This window comes from Pseudomonas sp. KH_046_1 (assembly GCF_057839025.1).
In genome coordinates, this window is the sequence record NZ_CM174481.1 from 386497 (window position 1) to 405655 (window position 19159).

General features: G+C 60.9%; 15 protein-coding genes and 1 pseudogene. 13 read left to right on the forward strand and 3 right to left on the reverse strand.

Annotated elements, in window-relative coordinates:
* Positions 1-59: 59 nt before the first annotated feature.
* The 4 genes from AC3IT9_RS01740 to AC3IT9_RS01755 all read left to right on the forward strand — a co-directional run bounded on the left by AC3IT9_RS01740 (position 60) and on the right by AC3IT9_RS01755 (position 6512).
* Positions 60-3251, forward strand: coding sequence for a DUF2339 domain-containing protein (locus tag AC3IT9_RS01740; protein ID WP_489271827.1), 3192 nt, complete (start codon positions 60-62; stop codon positions 3249-3251).
* The gene (locus AC3IT9_RS01745; RefSeq protein WP_489271828.1) at positions 3248-4621 is read left to right on the forward strand and encodes a DUF3999 domain-containing protein; all 1374 of its coding nucleotides are present in this window, start codon (positions 3248-3250) and stop codon (positions 4619-4621) included. The genes AC3IT9_RS01740 and AC3IT9_RS01745 overlap by 4 nt, the downstream gene beginning before the upstream one ends.
* Positions 4622-4895: 274 nt before the next feature.
* Positions 4896-5906, forward strand: a complete 1011-nt coding sequence (locus AC3IT9_RS01750) for a class 1 fructose-bisphosphatase (RefSeq protein ID WP_015093094.1) — start codon at positions 4896-4898, stop codon at positions 5904-5906.
* A gap of 3 nt (positions 5907-5909) precedes the next feature.
* Complete coding sequence (locus AC3IT9_RS01755; protein WP_489271830.1) at positions 5910-6512, forward strand: DUF924 family protein; 603 nt, start codon at positions 5910-5912, stop codon at positions 6510-6512.
* A 117-nt stretch (positions 6513-6629) separates the two neighbouring features.
* Here the strand turns inward: AC3IT9_RS01755 and AC3IT9_RS01760 are convergent, their stop codons facing one another.
* Together AC3IT9_RS01760 and AC3IT9_RS01765 are read right to left on the reverse strand one after the other, a co-directional pair.
* Positions 6630-7394: a methyl-accepting chemotaxis protein gene (locus tag AC3IT9_RS01760; protein WP_371318464.1), complete on the reverse strand. Its 765-nt coding sequence runs from the start codon at positions 7392-7394 to the stop codon at positions 6630-6632.
* 93 nt (positions 7395-7487) lie between these two features.
* Positions 7488-8594 (reverse strand): annotated as a pseudogene (locus tag AC3IT9_RS01765) (HAMP domain-containing protein); the annotation flags it as partial.
* Positions 8595-8802: 208 nt separating this feature from the next.
* Here AC3IT9_RS01765 and AC3IT9_RS01770 point away from each other — a divergent pair.
* Positions 8803-9057, forward strand: a complete 255-nt coding sequence (locus AC3IT9_RS01770) for a hypothetical protein (RefSeq protein WP_007975531.1) — start codon at positions 8803-8805, stop codon at positions 9055-9057.
* A gap of 31 nt (positions 9058-9088) precedes the next feature.
* Complete coding sequence (locus AC3IT9_RS01775) at positions 9089-9658, forward strand: lipocalin family protein (RefSeq protein ID WP_150726537.1); 570 nt, start codon at positions 9089-9091, stop codon at positions 9656-9658.
* A 121-nt stretch (positions 9659-9779) separates the two neighbouring features.
* On the opposite strand, the gene AC3IT9_RS01780 is transcribed toward AC3IT9_RS01775, so the two are convergent.
* On the reverse strand, positions 9780-11144 hold the full coding sequence (locus AC3IT9_RS01780; RefSeq protein WP_489271831.1) for a formimidoylglutamate deiminase: 1365 nt from the start codon (positions 11142-11144) through the stop codon (positions 9780-9782).
* 146 nt (positions 11145-11290) lie between these two features.
* Here AC3IT9_RS01780 and hutC point away from each other — a divergent pair, with 146 nt between their 5' ends.
* The 7 genes from hutC (at position 11291) to AC3IT9_RS01815 (ending at position 19138) form a co-directional block, all read left to right on the forward strand.
* On the forward strand, positions 11291-12001 hold the full coding sequence (hutC, locus tag AC3IT9_RS01785; protein ID WP_173677901.1) for a histidine utilization transcriptional repressor HutC: 711 nt from the start codon (positions 11291-11293) through the stop codon (positions 11999-12001).
* Complete coding sequence (locus tag AC3IT9_RS01790) at positions 11998-12567, forward strand: HutD/Ves family protein (RefSeq protein WP_489271832.1); 570 nt, start codon at positions 11998-12000, stop codon at positions 12565-12567. The genes hutC and AC3IT9_RS01790 overlap by 4 nt, the downstream gene beginning before the upstream one ends.
* A 475-nt stretch (positions 12568-13042) precedes the next feature.
* The gene (gene hutU, locus AC3IT9_RS01795) at positions 13043-14725 is read left to right on the forward strand and encodes a urocanate hydratase (RefSeq protein WP_150726540.1); all 1683 of its coding nucleotides are present in this window, start codon (positions 13043-13045) and stop codon (positions 14723-14725) included.
* A 156-nt stretch (positions 14726-14881) separates the two neighbouring features.
* Positions 14882-16351 (forward strand): purine-cytosine permease family protein, encoded by a 1470-nt coding sequence (locus AC3IT9_RS01800; protein ID WP_353741910.1) that lies wholly within the window; start codon positions 14882-14884, stop codon positions 16349-16351.
* Positions 16352-16420: 69 nt separating this feature from the next.
* Positions 16421-17389 carry an ABC transporter substrate-binding protein gene (locus AC3IT9_RS01805; protein ID WP_353741911.1) on the forward strand — a complete coding sequence of 323 codons (969 nt, stop codon included), beginning with the start codon at positions 16421-16423 and terminating at the stop codon, positions 17387-17389.
* A gap of 70 nt (positions 17390-17459) precedes the next feature.
* Positions 17460-18311, forward strand: a complete 852-nt coding sequence (locus tag AC3IT9_RS01810; protein ID WP_150726542.1) for an ABC transporter permease — start codon at positions 17460-17462, stop codon at positions 18309-18311.
* Positions 18308-19138 carry a quaternary amine ABC transporter ATP-binding protein gene (locus AC3IT9_RS01815; RefSeq protein ID WP_007975542.1) on the forward strand — a complete coding sequence of 277 codons (831 nt, stop codon included), beginning with the start codon at positions 18308-18310 and terminating at the stop codon, positions 19136-19138. Before AC3IT9_RS01810 ends, AC3IT9_RS01815 begins: the two co-directional genes overlap by 4 nt.
* The last annotated feature ends 21 nt before the right edge of the window (positions 19139-19159 follow it).

Consider the following 19159-nt stretch of genomic DNA (forward strand, 5'->3'; position numbering starts at 1 on the left):
TTATGGACACGGCTGAGCTAATCTTTCCGGATTGGCCAATGCGCTCAGGGATATCGACCATGCAATGGATGTTCATGCTGATCGGGCTGCTGCTCGGCTGGATACTCGACGAGTCATTCAGTGATGCGCTGCTGGGCGCATTACTCGGATTGGGGATCGGCCAGGCCGTTCGCATGGCTCGCATGGACCTTCGGGCAGTCGAGCAGCAGCGCCTGCTGGAGCAGGCGCAGGTAGCGCTGCAAGCGATCGATCAACGGCTGGCACTGTTCGAAGCATCAGACGTCAAGGCGCCGGAAACCCGTGAATCGCTTGTATCGCCTGAAACCCTCCTTGATGAAGTACCTGCCGCAGCCCCGGAATTGATCTGGGAGCTGCCGCCCGAACTCGAGCCAATCCCCGCAGCGGCCAGCGAAATCGCCGATGCCTGGAAACCTGAACCAACCGCTCGCGAAGCACAACCGCCTGTCACACCCCGTGGCCCGAACCTCATCGATCGCGCCATCAGCCGTGCCCGCGCCTGGTTGTTTGGCGGCAATACCGTGTTGCGGGTCGGCGTGGTGCTGCTGTTCCTCGGCCTGGCCTTTCTGCTGCGCTATGCCACCGAAGGCGTGGTGGTGCCGGTTGAATTGCGTTACGCAGGTGTCGCGGCGGCAGCCTTGGGGTTGCTCGGGCTGGGTTGGTGGTTGCGAGCGCGCAACAGCAGTTATGCGTTGATCCTGCAAGGCGCCGGGATCGCCGTGTTGTACCTGACGGTGTTTGCCGCGATGCGCCTGCATCCGCTGCTCGATCCCTCGGCGGGGTTTGGCCTGCTGGTGGCGGTGACGGTCTGTTCGGCGATTCTAGCCATTAGCCAGGACTCCCTGGGGCTGGCCGCCGCTGCCGCACTGGGCGGATTCGCCGCGCCGCTGCTGGCCTCCACCGGCGCCGGCAGCCACGTCGCGCTGTTCAGCTACTTTGCCCTGCTCAATGCCGGCATCTTCGCCATCGCCTGGTTCAAGGCCTGGCGGCTGTTGAATGTCATCGGGTTCACCGGCACCTTCGGCATCGGTTTCGCCTGGGGCCTGCGCTCCTACTCGCCGGAGCAGTTGTGGAGTACCGAGCCGTTTCTGATTTTGTTTTTCCTGATGTACCTGGCCATTGGTTTGCTGTTTGCCCGGCGCAGGCTGCTGGAGATGGGCGATGCACCGGCAGAGGGCAGTCGCGAATCGCTGCTGCAGTGGTCGGCGCGCAAGGGCGACTATGTCGACGGCACGCTGCTGTTCGGTCCGCCGCTGGTGGGTTTCGGCTTGCAGTTCGCCTTGGTGCAGCATCTGGAGTTCGCAGCGGCGTTCAGTGCCTTGGCGCTGGGCATGATTTACATGGGGCTTGCCCGTTGGCTGATGGCCGGGCGCACGCTGTTGCTGGGGGAAACCTGCCTGGCCCTGGGCGTGATCTTCGCCAGCCTGGCGATTCCGCTGGGACTCGATGCACGCTGGACGACAGCGGCGTGGGCGGTGGAGGGCGCGGGGATCTTCTGGCTCGGCCTGCGCCAGCAAAGGCCTTTGGGTCGGGCGTTTGCCTTGCTCCTGCAACTGGGCTCGGCGCTGGTGTTTCTCAGCGAGCTGCACGACAGCGAAAGCAGCCTGCTCGGCGGTGTACCGCTAGGTGCGCTGTTACTGGGCGTCGCGTTGCTGTTCAGCTTCTACCAGTTGCGTAAAGCCTTGCCGGAACAGATCAGGCCTTGGGAACTGAAAGGCCTGCCAGTCCTGGCTAGCCTCGGGCTGGCGTTTCTCTATTTGCTGGCGCCGTTGTTTTTCTTCAGCCACGGCACGGTGATCAGTTGGGCCCTGGCCGGGGCGCTGACGTTGTTGGTTGGCTTGCGCCTGCCATCGCGCACCTTCGTGTTCACCGCGCTCGCTGTGCAACTGTTGGGTGGCGCGCTGTTCCTGGCGACGGGGCCGCAACTCAGTGAAGGGCTGAATCCCTTGGCACATGCTGGATTCTGGGCACCGCTGGTGCTGGGGCTGGCGGCGATGGTCGGGGCCTGGCGTTTGCAGGTTGGTCATTCGCTCGGAGCGTTGGAAGGGCTGAGTCTGTTGCGATTGTCCCAGGCGTTGCTGGCGTGGGGAGCGGGCTGGTGGGCGTTGGCTTGGGTTATCGAAGTGCTGCATTTTGCGCCGCTGCCGACGCAGGCGACTTTGTTGTTGGGCATCGCTGCCGTGAGTGTGGCGCTGTGGACGGTATTGGCTCTGCGCCTGAAATGGCCGTCTCTGGGGGTACTCGGCACGGTATTGATTCCCGTGGCGGCGCTGGTGCTGCTCGCGGCCTGGCACTCGCGTTATCACCCGGCGGCCAACGTCGGCTGGCTGGCGTGGGCCGCCGTGTTCGTCGTGCATTTCACGTCCCTGCGACGCCTGGCGCCCATGTTGCCGGCGCGCGTGCCGAGTGTCGCCCATGTGCTCGGCTGCTGGCTAATGATGGGTGTACTGGCTCTGGAGTTGCGTTACGGCTTGCTGGTGTTGTCCGAGCAATACAACGCCTGGCGCTGGTTGGGTTGGGCGATTCTGCCAGGTCTGTATCTGGTGTTGATGGCGGCACCTCGCGCGTGGCTGTGGCCAGTGTCGGCGTATCCGCGCGAATACCGTGTATACGCCGCCGTGCCGCTGGCGTTGTTGATGCTCGGCTGGTTCTGGCTGGCGAATATCGCCAGTGACGGCAACGCCGAGCCACTGCCTTACCTGCCATTGATCAACCCGCTGGAGCTGGGCCTGCTGTTTGCGTTGTTCGGCGTCTATGTCTGGTCCCGCAGCGCCATGACACAACTGGCGCTCCGCGAGGATTACGCCGTCATCGCCACGCAAGGGGTCGCGGGTGCCTCGCTGTTCGTGTTCTTTACGGCATTGGTGATGCGTACGGCGCACCATTGGAGCGGGGTGCCGTTCGAGCTGGACCTGTTGCTGGCGTCGATGCGGGTGCAGGCCGGCCTGTCCATCGTCTGGACCTTGATGGCCCTGAGCCTGATGATCGGCGGCCATTTGCGTCGCCGCCGCGAAGTCTGGTTGATCGGCGCCGCCTTGATCGGTGTGGTCGTGGCCAAGCTGATCTTTGTTGAATTGAGTAATCGCGGCGGGCTGGCGCGGATCGTGTCGTTTATCGGTGTCGGTGTGTTGCTGCTGGTGGTGGGCTATTTCGCCCCGTTGCCGCCCAAGCGCGCCGAAGCTGTGCCGGATATCGAGAAACCGGTCCCGGAATCCGAAGGAGTGTCGTCTTGAGTCAGAAGCTGAACCTGGGTTGGCTGGGCGCTGTTGCCATGGGCGTGGTGTTGTCGGCGGTTGCCCAGGAAAAGCCGGCGGACTTCACTACCCAAGTGCCTTTGTCGGTAACGGGCGAAGGCCCCTGGTATCGCCTTGAACTGCCCCTGAACGTACAACTGAATGCACAGCAGGCTGACCTGAGCGACGTGCGTGTGTTCAACGCCGTGGGCGAAGTTCAGGCTTATGCCTTGGCTCGGGAATCGGCGCGGAACAATGAAACGCGCACCTTGACCGAGGTGAAATGGTTTCCGCTGTACAACTCGGTGGACGCCACTGAAACCGCGCCGAGCGTGCGGGTGCAATCGAACACCAACGGCACATTGGTCCAGGTGCAGCCCTCCAGTCAGTTGGAGGCGGGTGAGGAGGAGCTGCGCGGCTGGTTGCTCGACGCTTCCGCCATCAAGGCGCCGTTGCAGCAATTGATTCTCGACTGGACTAGCGAGCGCGACGGCTTCCAGCGTTTCACCGTCGAAGCCAGCGATGATTTGCAGCATTGGCAGTCCTGGGGCGAAGGGCAGGTGGCGCGCCTGACCTTTTCCGACGAGCGGGTCGAACAGCATGAAGTCAACCTGCCGGGCCAGTCGGCGCGCTACCTGCGGTTGCTGTGGATCACCCCGCATTCGGCACCGACACTGACTTCGGCGCAACTGCAGAGCGCCAGTACCCGCAGCCTGCCGCTGCCGTTGGTCTGGTCCCAGGCATTGGCCGGCAGCAGCGTGAAGGCGGGTGAATACACCTGGCAGTTGCCGATGGGGCTGAATGTCGAGCGGGTGCAGGTCGAGTTGAGCCAGCCCAACAGCCTGGCGCCAGTGAGCCTGGCCGGCCGGCGCGACAGCAGCCTGCCGTGGCAGTCGTTGGGGAGCGGTTTGCTCTATCGCCTGACCCATAACGGTCAGGATGTGGTGCAAAACCAATTGCAGCTGTCTGGGCAAATCGTCCAGCAATTAAAACTGACCGTGGACGAACGCGGCGGCGGCCTGGGTGATCAGGCGCCGACGCTGAAGTTTGCCGTGCGCGCCACGCAACTGGTGTTCCTGGCGCGCGGGCCGGGGCCTTACACGCTGGTCGTGGGCAATACGACGGCGAAGGCGGCGAACTTGCCGCTGTCGACGCTGATTCCGGATTACAGCCCGGCGAAGCTCGCGACCTTGGGCCGGGCCATGGTGGATGTCGGGGCGGTGGTCTCGAATGCATCGACAGAGAAAACGTTGGCGACGACGGACACCCAGTGGAAGAAGTTCGGCCTGTGGGCGGTGTTGTTGCTCAGTGTCTTGTTCCTGGCGGCAATGGCGTTCAGCTTGTTGCGCAAGCCCTCTGTCAAATCCTGACAGTGGGTGCTGCGCACCCAATCGCGAGCAGGCTCGCTCCCACAGTTGGAATGCGTACCCCTGTGGGAGCGAGCCTGCTCGCGAAAGCATTCGCCCAGTCACTGAAAATGCCGAAATCACCGCAGTTCCCAGGCTCACATCCCGTCCATTTCCTACTACGCTCATCCCCGCGCATGAACTCTCTTCAGCCGATCACGTCTGATAGGAGGAAATGCGCCCCGACTCGCGTTAAACTGCGCGGGTTTTTAGCCCCCCCATTCCACCGGAGCCTTCCATGTCCCGCGTTACCTTGAGTCGCTATTTGATTGAGCAGACCCGCAGCAACAACACTCCTGCCGATCTGCGCTTCCTGATCGAAGTGGTGGCGCGTGCCTGCAAGGAGATCAACCACGCCGTGTCCAAAGGCGCCCTGGGTGGCGTTCTGGGCAGCATGGGCACTGAAAACGTCCAGGGCGAAGTGCAGAAGAAGCTCGACGTGATCTCCAACGAGATCCTGCTCGAAGCCAACGAATGGGGCGGTCACCTGGCCGGCATGGCGTCCGAAGAAATGGACAATGCCTACCAGATCCCGGGCAAATACCCGAAAGGCGCGTACCTGCTGGTATTCGACCCGCTGGACGGTTCGTCGAACATCGACATCAACGCCCCGGTCGGCACTATCTTCTCGGTACTGCGTTGCCCGAACGAATACCTGAGCCAGAACGAGCCCTTGAATGAAAAGGCCTTCCTGCAGCCAGGTACTCAGCAAGTGGCCGCCGGTTACGCGATCTACGGTCCGCAGACCATGCTGATCCTGACTCTGGGTGACGGCGTGAAAGGCTTCACCCTGGACCGTGAAATGGGCAGCTTCGTACTGACCCACGAAAACATCACCATTCCTGAAGCCACCCAGGAATTTGCCATCAATGCGTCCAACCAGCGTCACTGGGAAGCACCGGTACAGCGCTACGTCGGCGAATTGCTGGCAGGCGATGAAGGCCCGCTGAAAAAGAACTACAACATGCGCTGGGTTGCCGCGATGGTCGCCGACGTGCACCGCATCCTGACCCGTGGTGGCCTGTTCATGTACCCACGCGACAGCCGCGAGCCGTCGAAGCCGGGCAAACTGCGCCTGATGTACGAAGCCAACCCGATGTCGTTCCTGGTGGAACAAGCGGGCGGCGCGTCCACCGACGGCCACCAGCGCATCCTCGACATCCAGCCGGAAGGCCTGCACCAGCGTGTTGCGGTGTTCCTCGGTTCGAAAGAAGAAGTTGCCCGCGTCACGGCTTACCACAAGGAATAAACCATGACCGCGCCCTGGCAGCCGTTGCTTGATTGGTGGTTCGGAAGTTCCGGGTCAGCGAGCGAAGTGGCGGCGCAGAAGGGCAAGTTATGGTTTGGCAAGCGCGACAGCCAGGACCTCGAAGCGCGTGAGCGTTTCGGGGACCAGGTCGAGCAGGCACTGGCCGGCGGATTGACCGAGTGGATGCAACGTCCCGAAGGTTGGCTGGCCCTGGTGCTGTTGCTCGATCAAATCCCGCGAATGATCTTTCGCGATACTCCCAAAGCCTTTGCAGGCGATCTCCGGGCGCAAAAGCTGGTAGCCCAAGGCATTGCTGCGGATTTCGATCGGCAGTTGCAGCCGATTCAGCGGGTGTTCATCTATCTGGTGTTCGAGCACAGCGAAAACCTCGCGGTGCAGAACGAAGGTGTCTCGCGTTACATCGAACTGGTGGCGCAGCAGCCGGAAATCGATTGGGCACTGTTCAGCGATTACCTGGACTATGCCGAGCGGCATCAGAGGGTGATTGCGCAGTTTGGGCGGTTTCCGCATCGCAATGCGGTGTTGGGAAGGGAGTCTACGGCTGAGGAGTTGGCGTTTCTGTCCAAGCCGGGGTCAAGGTTCTAATTTTGCGCTGTTGCTGAATCCGTCATCGCGAGCAAGCTCGCTCCCACAGGGATCTTTGTCGCACTGGAGATCTACTGTGGGAGCGAGCTTGCTCGCGATGAGGCCAGTGAGGTTGCCTCAGATCCTGAAACTACCCACCAACTGCTTCAACCGCGCCGCCTGCTGCTCAAGATCGGCACACGCACGCAAGGTCGACTGCAGGTTCTCCACACCTTCCTGGTTCAGCGTGTTGATCTCGGTAATGTCGACGTTGATCGACTCCACCACCGCCGTTTGCTCTTCAGTGGCGGTGGCGACCGACTGGTTCATGCCATCGATCTCGCCGATGCGCTGGGTCACGCTGCCCAGGCGTTCGCCCGCCTGGTTGGCGATACCGACGCTGCTTTCGCTCTGGCGCTGGCTGTCGGTCATGATGCCCACCGCTGCCCGGGCGCCGACTTGCAGCTCTTCGATCATCGTCTGCACTTGCTGCGCCGAGTCCTGGGTGCGGTGAGCGAGGTTGCGCACCTCATCGGCCACCACGGCAAAACCACGGCCGGCCTCGCCAGCGCGGGCCGCTTCGATGGCTGCGTTCAGTGCCAGCAAGTTGGTCTGCTGGGAGATGCTGGTAATCACTTCCAGAATCTGCCCGATGTTGACTGTGTTGCTGTTGAGGGTTTCGATGTTACCGCACGAATCGCTGATCTTGGCCGACAGCTGCTGCATCGCCGCGATGGTTTTATCCACCACCTGTTGGCCGTCTTCGGCCAGGCTGCGGGCATCACTGGAATGTTGCGAGGCGAGGGCGGCGTTCTGGGCGATTTCCTGGGCGGCGGCACCGAGCTGGTTGATCGCTGCGGCCACGCTGCTGGTGCGCGAGGCTTGTTGGTCTGAGTTGAACATCGACGAGTTCGAGGCGGCGACTACCCGCAGCGCCACTTCGTTGACCTGTCCGGTGGCTGAGGACACTTCGATGATCGAAGTATGAATGCGCTCGACGAAGCGGTTGAACGACAGTCCCAGCGCGCCGAATTCGTCGTGGCCGTGAATGGTCAGGCGTTTGGTCAGGTCCCCTTCGCCTTCGGCGATGTCGTGCATGGCGCGGCCCATGGTCAGCAGCGGCTGCATCAACAGGCTGATCAGCATGCCCAGCAGCACAATGATGATCACTACGGCAATCACCATGGCAATGATCGCCGAGGTGCGGAATTCGCTGAGCATCGAGAACGCGGTGTCCTGGTCGAGCACCAGCGCCACGTACCAGTCCGCCGAGGGCACGCCGTTGACGTGGGTGAAGGAGATGAACTGGCGCTTGCCGTCGATCTCGACTTCTTTCATGCCCGGGCTGACTTTTGGCGCACTGTTGGGGTAGGCCTCGGTCAGGTTCTTGAGTACCAGCTTGCTGTCCGGGTGAATCAGGATCTTGCCGTCGGCACCGACGATGAACGCATGGCCGTGACCGCCGAAGTTCAGCGAATTGATGATCGCACTGACGCTGGACAGGTCGATGTCGGCACCGGCGACACCGATCATCTGGCCCTGGTGCTGCACCGGGGTGGCCACGGTGATCACCAGTTTGCCGGAGGAGGCGGCGATGTAGGGTTCGGTGACGATGGTCTGTTGCGCGCTGTTGGCCGCCTTGTACCAGCCGCGGGCGCGCGGATCGTAGTCCGCCGCGCGGTTGCCCGCCGGGACCGAGAACATCACGCCGTCGGCACCACCGAAGTAACTCAGCTGGAAGTTGCCGGTGTAGGCGGGCAGGTCGATGATCCGTTTCAGGCTGGCGGGAGTATTGCCATCGGCGGAGACCTGTTGGGCCATCGACTGCAGCAGTTGCATGCGGCTTTCCAGCCAGGTCTGGATGTTGCTGGTGGTCAGGCTGCCGAGTTCCTGCATCGAGGCTTCGGTACTGTTGCGCAAGGTTTCGCGCTGGCGATAGTCGTTGAACAGGATGAAACAAGCGAATGCGACGGCCACCACGAGGGCGGCAGCCAGCAATATCTTGTGGCTGAACTTCATGTTTCTGGTCATGGATGAGCTACCGCAGAGGGGCTGTTCTACAAAATGGGGAGCAAATGCCACCGACGTGGCTTTGCGTTGCATTTATGTCGACTGAACGGCGCCAAAGATTAGGCGCAATCTCTGAAAAACGACGAAATGCCCGGTAAATAAGCAAAGTGGCTGATTTTCGGCAAAAGGTAGACGAGTGGCCCGATAAATAGCCTGCCGGGCAGGGAACCTGACAGGGGTTTTCTCTTCTAAGCTTCAGCTTGGCAGCCATGCCAATCCCCTACGCCCCCGGAGTTTCACCATGTCGTTGCGTTCCATCGCCCTGCTTTCGTTCTGCGTATTGCTCGCTGCCTGCAGCAAGGTCAATCAGGAAAACTACTCGAAGCTCTCTGCCGGCATGGCCAAGGCCGACGTGGAGACCCTGTTGGGCAAACCCGCCGATTGTTCAGGCGCGCTCGGCATGTCCAGTTGCACCTGGGGCGACAAGAACAGCTTTATCAGCGTGCAGTTCGCCGGTGACAAAGTGCTGATGTTTTCCGGCCAAGGCCTGAAGTAAACCGGGGCGAATTGCCCTCGGGAGAAAAATAATGAAGCGGTTATTGATCATCCTTTTTGCCGGCCTGGTGTTGGCCGGCTGTGCCACGTCTGGCCAGGACCCATTGGCCCCCAAGACGGTCAAAAGCGTCAACCTCAAACGCTACCAGGGCACCTGGTACGAGCTGGCCCGCATGCCGATGTACTTCCAGCGCGACTGCGCGCAATCCGAAGCTCATTACACGCTCAAGCCCGACGGCAACGTCGCCGTGTTGAATCGCTGCCTGACAGCGCAGTGGCAATGGGAAGAGGTCAAGGGCACGGCTTATCCACAGGAGCCCGGCAAGGGCGACAAGCTGTGGATCGAGTTCGATACCTGGTTCTCCAGGCTGATCCCGGGTACGGCGAAGGGCGAATACTGGGTGCTGTACGTCAGCGATGACTACAAGACCGCCATTGTCGGTGATCCGAGCCGGAAGTATTTGTGGCTGTTGTCGCGCACACCGACCGTGAACGGTGTGGTGCGTGAGGAGCTGCTGAGCAAGGCGCGTCAGCAGGGTTACGACACCACGCGGCTGATCTGGCGAGCGTCGGAGCAGCAGATGGCGGAAACCTCGAACTAACAGTCAACACCGATCAAATGTGGGAGCGGGCTTGCTCGCGAAAGCGGTGTATCAGTCAACAAGTCTGTCGACTGACACGCCCTCTTCGCGAGCAAGCCCGCTCCCACATTTTGTTTCAGTGTCAGCCCAGGAGTTCGCGCAGGACCTGAGTGAAGGCGCGGCTGCTTTCTTCCTCGTCAGCATGCCGCCCGTCACGCACCACCCACTGACCATTCACCAGCACATCCCGCACCTGGCGATCGCCACCGGCAAACAACCAGCGGTTGAGAATCCCGTCGCCGCTGGCCGTTGCCAGGTACGGGTCGTTGCCATCGAGCACCAGCCAGTCGGCGCGCTTGCCGACTTCCAGAGCGCCAATCGGCTGACCCAGCGCCTGGGCACCGCCATCCAGCGCGGCATCAAACAGCGTGCGCCCGACCATCGGCTGATCCGCGCCATACAAACGATTTCGTCGCTGGTCGCGCAGTCGCTGGCCGTATTCCAGCCAGCGCAATTCTTCCACCACGCTCAACGACACATGGCTGTCGGAACCAATGCCCATGCGGCCGCCCTGGGCGAGGAAATCCACCGCCGGGAAAATCCCGTCGCCCAGGTTGGCTTCGGTGGTCAGGCACAGGCCGGCAATGGCGCGACTCTTGGCCATCGACGTGACTTCTTCCGGGTTGGCGTGGGTCGCGTGGACCAGGCACCAGCGCTGATCGACGTCGATGTTTTCGTACAGCCATTGCAGCGGACGACGACCGCTCCAGGTCAGGCAGTCGTCGACTTCCTTCTGCTGCTCGGCGATGTGGATGTGCACCGGGCATTGCTTGTCGCTGGCCGCCAGCACTTCGCTGATCTGCTGCGGCGTGACCGCGCGCAGCGAGTGGAAACACAGGCCCAGGGCTTGCGCCGGTTGCTGCGCCAGCACCGGTTGCAGACGCGATTGCAGCTTGAGGTAGTTTTCAGTGCTGTTGATAAAACGACGCTGACCGTCGTTCGGCGCTTGGCCACCGAAACCGGAGTGGCTGTAGAGCACTGGCAGCAGAGTCAGGCCGATACCGGCGGAACCTGCGGCCTGGCTGATACGCAGTGCCAGCTCGGCCGGATCGGTATAAGGTTGGCCATTGATGTCATGGTGTACGTAATGAAATTCCGCCACCGATGTGTAACCGGCCTTGAGCATTTCGATGTACAGCTGACGGGCGATAACGCCGAGTTGTTCCGGGCTGATTTTTCCGACGAGGCGATACATCAGATCGCGCCAGGTCCAGAAACTGTCGTTCGGATTGCCCGCCACTTCCGCCAGCCCGGCCATGGCCCGCTGGAAGGCGTGGGAGTGCAGGTTCGGCATGCCAGGCAGCAGCGGACCGCTTAACCGTTCGGCGCCATCTGCGTTGGAATCGGCCTGAATATGGGTCAAAACGCCGTCGGCGCTGACCTCAAGACGTACATTGTTGGCCCATCCACTAGGCAGCAGCGCGCGTTCGGCAAAGAAGGCGGACATGGTTCAGCACCCCATCGTGTGTTATTTGTATATACATATACAGACGTTTGCCTGCCCGGTAAACTCCGGCAAGCTAGCGACATCAATCAAATGACCAAGGATTAACCGTGCCGACTCCGCCTCCAGTCTCTCCGTTGGCCGCGAACATGGGCGACAGTCCGGCGCCCTTGTACGCCCGCGTCAAACAAATGATCACCCAGCAAATCGACAGTGGAAACTGGCCGCCGCACTACCGCGTTCCGTCGGAAAGCGAGTTGGTCAGCCAGTTGGGCTTCAGCCGCATGACCATCAACCGCGCCCTGCGCGAGATGACCGCCGATGGCCTGCTGGTGCGCATGCAAGGCGTCGGCACGTTCGTCGCCGAGCCGAAAAGCCAGTCCGCCCTGTTCGAAGTGCACAACATCGCCGACGAAATCGCCTCTCGCGGTCATCGCCATACCTGCAAGGTCATCACCCTTGAAGAAGAGGCCGCCGGCTCCGAGCGCGCCCTGGCCCTGGACATGCGCGAAGGGCAGAAGGTGTTCCACTCGCTGATCGTGCATTTCGAGAACGATATTCCGGTGCAAATCGAAGACCGTTTCGTCAATGCGCTGGTGGCGCCGGACTACCTCAAGCAGGACTTCACCCTGCAAACGCCCTACGCCTATCTGAATCAGGTCGCGCCGCTGACAGAAGGTGAGCACGTGGTCGAGGCGATCCTGGCCGAGTCGTCCGAATGCAAATTGCTACAGATTGAAAAGGGCGAGCCGTGCCTGCTGATTCGTCGCCGCACCTGGTCCGGTCGTCAGCCAGTGACCGCTGCTCGCTTGATCCACCCCGGTTCCCGTCATCGTCTGGAAGGTCGGTTTCATAAATGAATCAGTTGAAGGTTTTACGCGCCAAAGATTACCCACGCATGCCGTGGAAAAACGGCGGCGGCAGCACCGAAGAAATCACCCGCGATGCCGGCACCGGCCTGGATGGCTTTGGCTGGCGCCTGTCGATTGCCGACATTGGCGAATCGGGTGGTTTTTCCACCTTCGCCGGTTACGAGCGAGTGATCACCGTTTTGCAGGGCGACGGTATGAGCCTGACGGTGGATGGCCAGGACGCGCGGCCACTGTTACCGCTGGACCCGTTTGCCTTTAGTGGCGAGAGCAAGGTTTCCTGCACATTGCTCGATGGGCCGATTCGCGATTTCAACTTGATCTATGCGCCGCAGCGTTACAGCGCGCGGTTGCAGTGGCTGGCGGGTGAGCAGCGGTTTTTCAGCTCGGCGGGCACGGTGTTGGTGTTCAGCATCAGCGAGGCGCTGGAAGTGGTGGTCGGTGACAGCGCTTCGCAACTCGGCCGGCATGATTGCCTGCAACTGGACGGTAACACCGGCCTGCTGGAAATCTCAGTCAACGGGCCATGCTGTGTGATTGAACTGTCCGCACACTGATCCAAAACTCAAGCGACACAATCGCGGGCAAGCCCGCTCCCACAGGTTTCGAGCTGGATTGTATATTTATGATCCAACCGCGATCACTGTGGGAGCGGGCTTGCCCGCGATGCTTTTTGTCACTTTGAATTCGTTCCCGAATGCGCACCACGTTGTTACCGAACGCCCCAGCGTGGCGCAAAACCACGCTCAAGTAACAAAAACCCTTCGCCACAAAAATCCCCCGGAAAATATTTCATCTTCGCCACAACCCTTGTTCCAGGCGCTCTCCAGCCGTTTCAGAATTTTTCTTGAATGCTCATCCAACAAGTTGGCCGCTTGATTGCATATGCTTGTATGTACAAGTAAAGACGTATGCGTATGAGTCACGAGGACTCAACCATCGTCCACTGATTCGCCGGTGTGCACTGATGCCCATTGGCTTGCTCGCCCACTGCCTGGGTTGGTTTGGATTGATTGCTGAGGAGTCTTTTTCGTGACTGACATTAAACCTACTAAGTTTCGTGACGTTGAAATCCGTGCCGCACGCGGTAACAAGCTGACCGCCAAGAGCTGGCTGACTGAAGCGCCGCTGCGCATGCTGATGAACAACCTCGACCCGGAAGTCGCCGAGAACCCTAAAGAACTGGTGGTTTACGGTGGTATCGGTCGCGCTGCACGTAACTGGGAATGCTACGACAAGATCGTCGAAAGCCTGACCAACCTGAACGACGACGAGACCCTGCTGGTGCAATCCGGCAAGCCGGTCGGCGTGTTCAAGACCCACAGCAATGCCCCGCGCGTACTGATCGCCAACTCCAACCTGGTGCCACACTGGGCGAGCTGGGAACACTTCAACGAACTGGACGCCAAAGGCCTGGCCATGTACGGCCAGATGACCGCCGGCAGCTGGATCTACATCGGCAGCCAGGGCATCGTCCAGGGCACCTACGAAACCTTCGTCGAAGCCGGTCGCCAACACTACAACGATGACCTCAAAGGCAAGTGGGTACTGACCGCTGGCCTGGGCGGCATGGGTGGCGCACAGCCGCTGGCTGCAACCCTGGCCGGCGCTTGCTCGCTGAACATCGAATGCCAGCAGGTCAGCATCGACTTCCGTTTGAAAAGCCGTTATGTCGACGAGCAGGCTACTGACCTCGACGACGCTCTGGCCCGCATCGCCAAATACACTGCTGAAGGCAAGGCGATTTCCATCGCGCTGCTGGGCAACGCCGCTGAAATTCTTCCAGAACTGGTCAAGCGCGGCGTGCGCCCGGACATGGTCACCGACCAGACCAGCGCCCACGACCCGCTCAACGGCTACCTGCCGGCCGGCTGGACCTGGGACCAGTACCGCGCTCGCGCCAAGACTGAACCTGCCGCTGTGATCAAGGCCGCCAAGCAATCGATGGCCGTGCACGTCAAAGCGATGCTCGACTTCCAGAAAATGGGCGTACCAACCTTCGATTACGGCAACAACATCCGTCAGATGGCGCAAGAAGAAGGCGTGGAAAACGCATTCGACTTCCCGGGCTTCGTACCTGCCTACATCCGTCCGCTGTTCTGCCGTGGCATCGGCCCGTTCCGTTGGGCTGCACTGTCGGGCAACGCTGAAGACATCTACAAGACCGACGCCAAGGTCAAAGAGCTGATCCCGGACGACGCCCACCTGCACAACTGGCTGGACATGGCCCGCGAGCGCATCAGCTTCCAGGGTCTGCCGGCACGAATCTGCTGGGTTGGCCTGGGCCTGCGCGCCAAGCTGGGCCTGGCGTTCAACGAAATGGTCCGTAGCGGCGAGTTGTCCGCGCCCATCGTGATCGGCCGCGACCACCTGGACTCCGGTTCGGTATCGAGCCCGAACCGTGAAACCGAATCGATGCAGGACGGTTCCGACGCTGTTTCCGACTGGCCACTGCTCAACGCCTTGCTCAACACCGCGAGCGGCGCGACCTGGGTTTCCCTGCACCACGGCGGCGGCGTCGGCATGGGCTTCTCCCAGCACTCGGGCATGGTGATTGTCTGCGACGGTACTGACGAAGCGGCCGAGCGTATCGCTCGCGTGCTGCACAACGACCCGGCCACTGGCGTTATGCGTCACGCCGATGCCGGTTATCAGATCGCCATCGACTGCGCCAAGGAACAAGGGCTGAACCTGCCGATGATTACCGGCAAGTAACGCAGATTGCTTTACCTGTGGGAGCGGGCTTGCTCGCGAAGAGGCCGGCACATTCAACATCTGTGCTGGCTGATCCACCGCTTTCGCGAGCAAGCCCGCTCCCACAAAAAAGCAGTTCCACAATGGCTTCCCATAACAATCCACAGAGGTTGAACCATGGCTGTTAACAGCGAACGTGCAGGCAACAAACCGTTGATCGAGAAGCGCTCGATCGACTACATCCCGGAAGCGGAAAGACACGGTCGTCTGTTAAGCCAGTTCACCCTGTGGATGGGTGCCAACCTGCAAATCACCGCGATTGTCACCGGCGCATTGGCCGTGGTCCTTGGCGGTGATGTGTTCTGGTCATTGATCGGTCTGTTGATCGGTCAATTGCTGGGCGGCGGCGTGATGGCGCTGCATGCGGCGCAAGGCCCCAAGCTTGGCCTGCCGCAGATGATTTCCAGCCGGGTACAGTTCGGCGTATACGGCGCGGCCATCCCGATCGTGCTGGTCTGCTTGATGTACCTGGGCTTCACCGCAACGGGAACCGTGTTGTCCGGCCAGGCGCTGGGCCAGTTGTTTGGCGTCAGCGACACCGTCGGCATCCTGCTTTTCGCCAGTGTCATCGTGCTGGTCACGGTGCTCGGCTATCGGGTGATCCATTGGATCGGCCGTGTGGCCAGTGTCATTGGCGTGATTGCCTTTGTTTACCTGTTCAGCCGTCTGATGAACCAGGTTGACGTTGGCGCACTGTTGCAAATCCGCCACTTCAGCTGGAGCAGTTTCTTGCTTGCGGTGTCGCTCGCGGCGTCCTGGCAGATCGCCTTCGGTCCTTATGTGGCTGACTATTCTCGCTACCTGCCGAGCAAGACTTCCGCGGTGAAAACCTTTTTTGCCGCAGGTGCAGGCTCGGTCATTGGTGCGCAGGTGGCGATGGTCCTCGGTGTGTTCGCGGCCGCTTCGGCCAACGGGCAATACGCCGGCCACGAAGTGGCCTATATCGTGGGTCTGGGGGGTACCGGTGCCACCGCTGCGCTGCTGTACTTCAGCATCGCGTTCGGCAAGGTCACCATCTCTACGCTGAACTCCTACGGCAGCTTCATGTGCATTGCGACCATCATCAGCGGTTTCCGTGGCGACCTGAAGGTAACGCGCTTGCAGCGTCTGGTCTTCGTGCTGGCCATCGTCGGTGCTGCGACCCTGATGGCGTTGCTCGGTCAGCACTCGTTCCTCGGCGCGTTCAAGTCTTTCATCCTGTTCTTGCTGGCGTTCTTTACTCCCTGGAGCGCGATCAATCTGGTGGACTACTACTGCATCACTCGCGAGCGCTATGACGTCCCGGCCCTGGCCGATCCGAAGGGTCGCTACGGTCGTTGGAACCTGCTCGGTATCAGCGTCTATGTGTTCGGTGTGCTGGTACAACTGCCGTTCATCTCCACCAAGTTCTATACCGGTCCGCTGGTGGCGGCCCTGGGTGATGTGGATATTTCCTGGGTCATCGGCCTGGTGGTTCCCGCCGCCCTGTATTACCTGTGTGCGAAAAAATGGCACGGCACAGTGCCTGATCGTTTGATCCTGCCGGTCGAGCAGGGCGCGGTCACCGAACAAAAGCTGAATGTGGGTCGCGCTGCGGCGCAGGCCTGATTGGACGTGGACAGGGCTGGATGCCTCTTGACTGCCGTAAGCCAATTCATGATTAGGAGCGTCACAACAATGAAATCGAACAAGACCCTGCTGACCACGTTGCTTTCCATGGGCCTGCTGGCCAGCGCCGGCGCCACTCAGGCGGCGGGTTGGTGCGAATCGGGCAAGCCGGTGAAGTTCGCCGGCCTGAACTGGGAAAGCGCCATGCTCCTGACCGACGTGATGCAAGTCGTGCTGGAGAAAGGCTACGACTGCAAGACTGACAGCCTGCCGGGCAACTCCATCACCATGGAAAACGCCCTGGGCAGCAACGATATTCAAGTGTTTGCCGAAGAGTGGGTCGGCCGTAGCGAAGTCTGGAACAAGGCCGAGAAAGCCGGCAAGGTCGTCGGTGTCGGCGCGCCGGTTGTTGGCGCAATTGAAGGCTGGTACGTGCCGCGCTACGTGATCGAAGGCGACGCCAAGCGCAAGCTGGAAGCCAAGGCCCCAGACCTGAAAAACATTGCTGACCTGGGCAAATACTCCGCGGTGTTCAAGGACGCCGAAGAGCCTTCCAAGGGCCGTTTCTACAACTGCCCGGCCGGTTGGACCTGTGAGCTCGACAACAGCGAAATGCTGAAGAGCTACGGTCTGGAAAGCACCTACACCAACTTCCGCCCGGGCACCGGTCCGGCGCTGGATGCCGCCGTGCTGTCGAGCTACAAGCGCGGCGAGCCGATCCTGTTCTACTACTGGTCGCCAACGCCGCTGATGGGCCAGATCGACGCGGTAAAACTCGAAGAAAAACCAGGCGTGAACAAGACCGTGACCATCAAGGTCGGCCTGTCCAAGACTTTCCACGACGAAGCGCCTGAATTGGTGGCCGTGCTGGAAAAGGTCAACGTGCCAATCGACCTGCTGAACCAGAACCTTGGGCGTATGAGCAAAGAGCGGATCGAATCACCAAAACTGGCCAAGATCTTCCTGAAGGAACATCCTGAAGTCTGGCACGCGTGGGTGAGCGAAGACGCAGCCAAGAAAATCGACGCGGCCTTGTAGGTTGAGCTTCTCCGGCTGTCGGCAGCGGCAGTCGGATGCTTGATCGCAACCCCTTGATTGAGAGTCTCTTATGTTTCCCGAAAGCTTTACCTTTTCCATCGCCGACTGGGTCAACGGTTGGGTCGATTCGCTGGTTACCAACTACGGCGATGTGTTCCGCAGCATCTCCGACACCTTGCTGTGGGCCATCGTCAATCTTGAAGGCCTGCTGCGCGCTGCACCCTGGTGGCTGATGCTGGCGATCGTGGCCGGTGTGGCCTGGCACGCGACCCGCAAGGTCGTGACCACCGCCGTCATCGTTGGTTTGCTGTTCCTGGTGGGTGCGGTCGGCCTCTGGGACAAGCTGATGCAGACCCTGGCGCTGATGATGGTGGCGACGATCATCTCGGTGTTGATCGGCATTCCGCTGGGCATTCTCTCGGCGCGCAGCAACCGCCTGCGTTCGATACTGATGCCGTTGCTGGACATCATGCAGACCATGCCGAGCTTCGTGTACCTGATCCCGGTGCTGATGCTGTTCGGCCTGGGCAAGGTCCCGGCGATTTTCGCCACGGTGATCTACGCCGCGCCACCGCTGATCCGCCTGACCGATCTGGGCATTCGCCAGGTCGACGGCGAAGTGATGGAAGCGATCAACGCCTTCGGTGCCAATCGCTGGCAGCAACTGTTCGGCGTGCAACTGCCGCTGGCCCTGCCGAGCATCATGGCCGGGATCAACCAGACCACCATGATGGCCCTGTCGATGGTGGTGATCGCCTCGATGATCGGTGCCCGTGGCCTGGGTGAAGACGTGCTGGTGGGGATTCAGACCCTCAACGTCGGACGCGGCCTTGAAGCCGGTCTGGCGATCGTGATTCTGGCTGTGGTGATCGACCGCATTACACAGGCGTACGGTCGCGCACGGCATGAGGTGAGCAAATGAACAACGCAACCGTGAGCAAGATCGAAGTCAAGAACGTCTTCAAGATTTTCGGCAACCGTGCCAAGGATGCGCTGGCCATGGTCGGCCAGGGCAAGACCAAGGACCAGGTGCTGGCCGAAACCGGCTGCGTGGTCGGCGTGAACGACCTGTCGCTGAGCATCGGCAGCGGCGAGATCTTCGTGATCATGGGCCTGTCGGGTTCCGGCAAGTCGACCCTGGTCCGCCACTTCAACCGCCTTATCGACCCGACCAGCGGCGCGATCCTGGTGGACGGCGTGGACATCCTGCAATACGACATGGAAGCCCTGCGCGAATTTCGTCGGCGCAAGATCAGCATGGTGTTCCAGAGCTTCGGCCTGTTGCCGCACAAGAGCGTGCTGGACAACGTCGCCTACGGCCTGAAAATCCGTGGCGAAAGCAAAGCCATGTGCGCCGAGCGTGCGCTGCACTGGATCAACACCGTGGGCCTCAAGGGCTACGAAAACAAATACCCGCACCAGCTCTCCGGTGGCATGCGTCAGCGTGTGGGCCTGGCCCGCGCCTTGGCGGCGGACACCGACATCATCCTGATGGACGAAGCGTTCAGCGCCCTCGACCCGCTGATCCGCGCCGAGATGCAGGACCAGTTGCTGGAGCTGCAAAAGACCCTGCACAAGACCATCGTCTTCATCACCCACGACCTCGACGAGGCCGTGCGCATCGGCAACCGCATCGCGATCCTCAAGGACGGCCGCCTGATTCAGGTCGGCACGCCGAGAGAGATCCTGCATTCGCCGGCGGATGAGTATGTCGACCGCTTTGTGCAGCGTCGGGCGGCGGTGGTTTAAAAGGTTTGTGCCGGCTGTGCT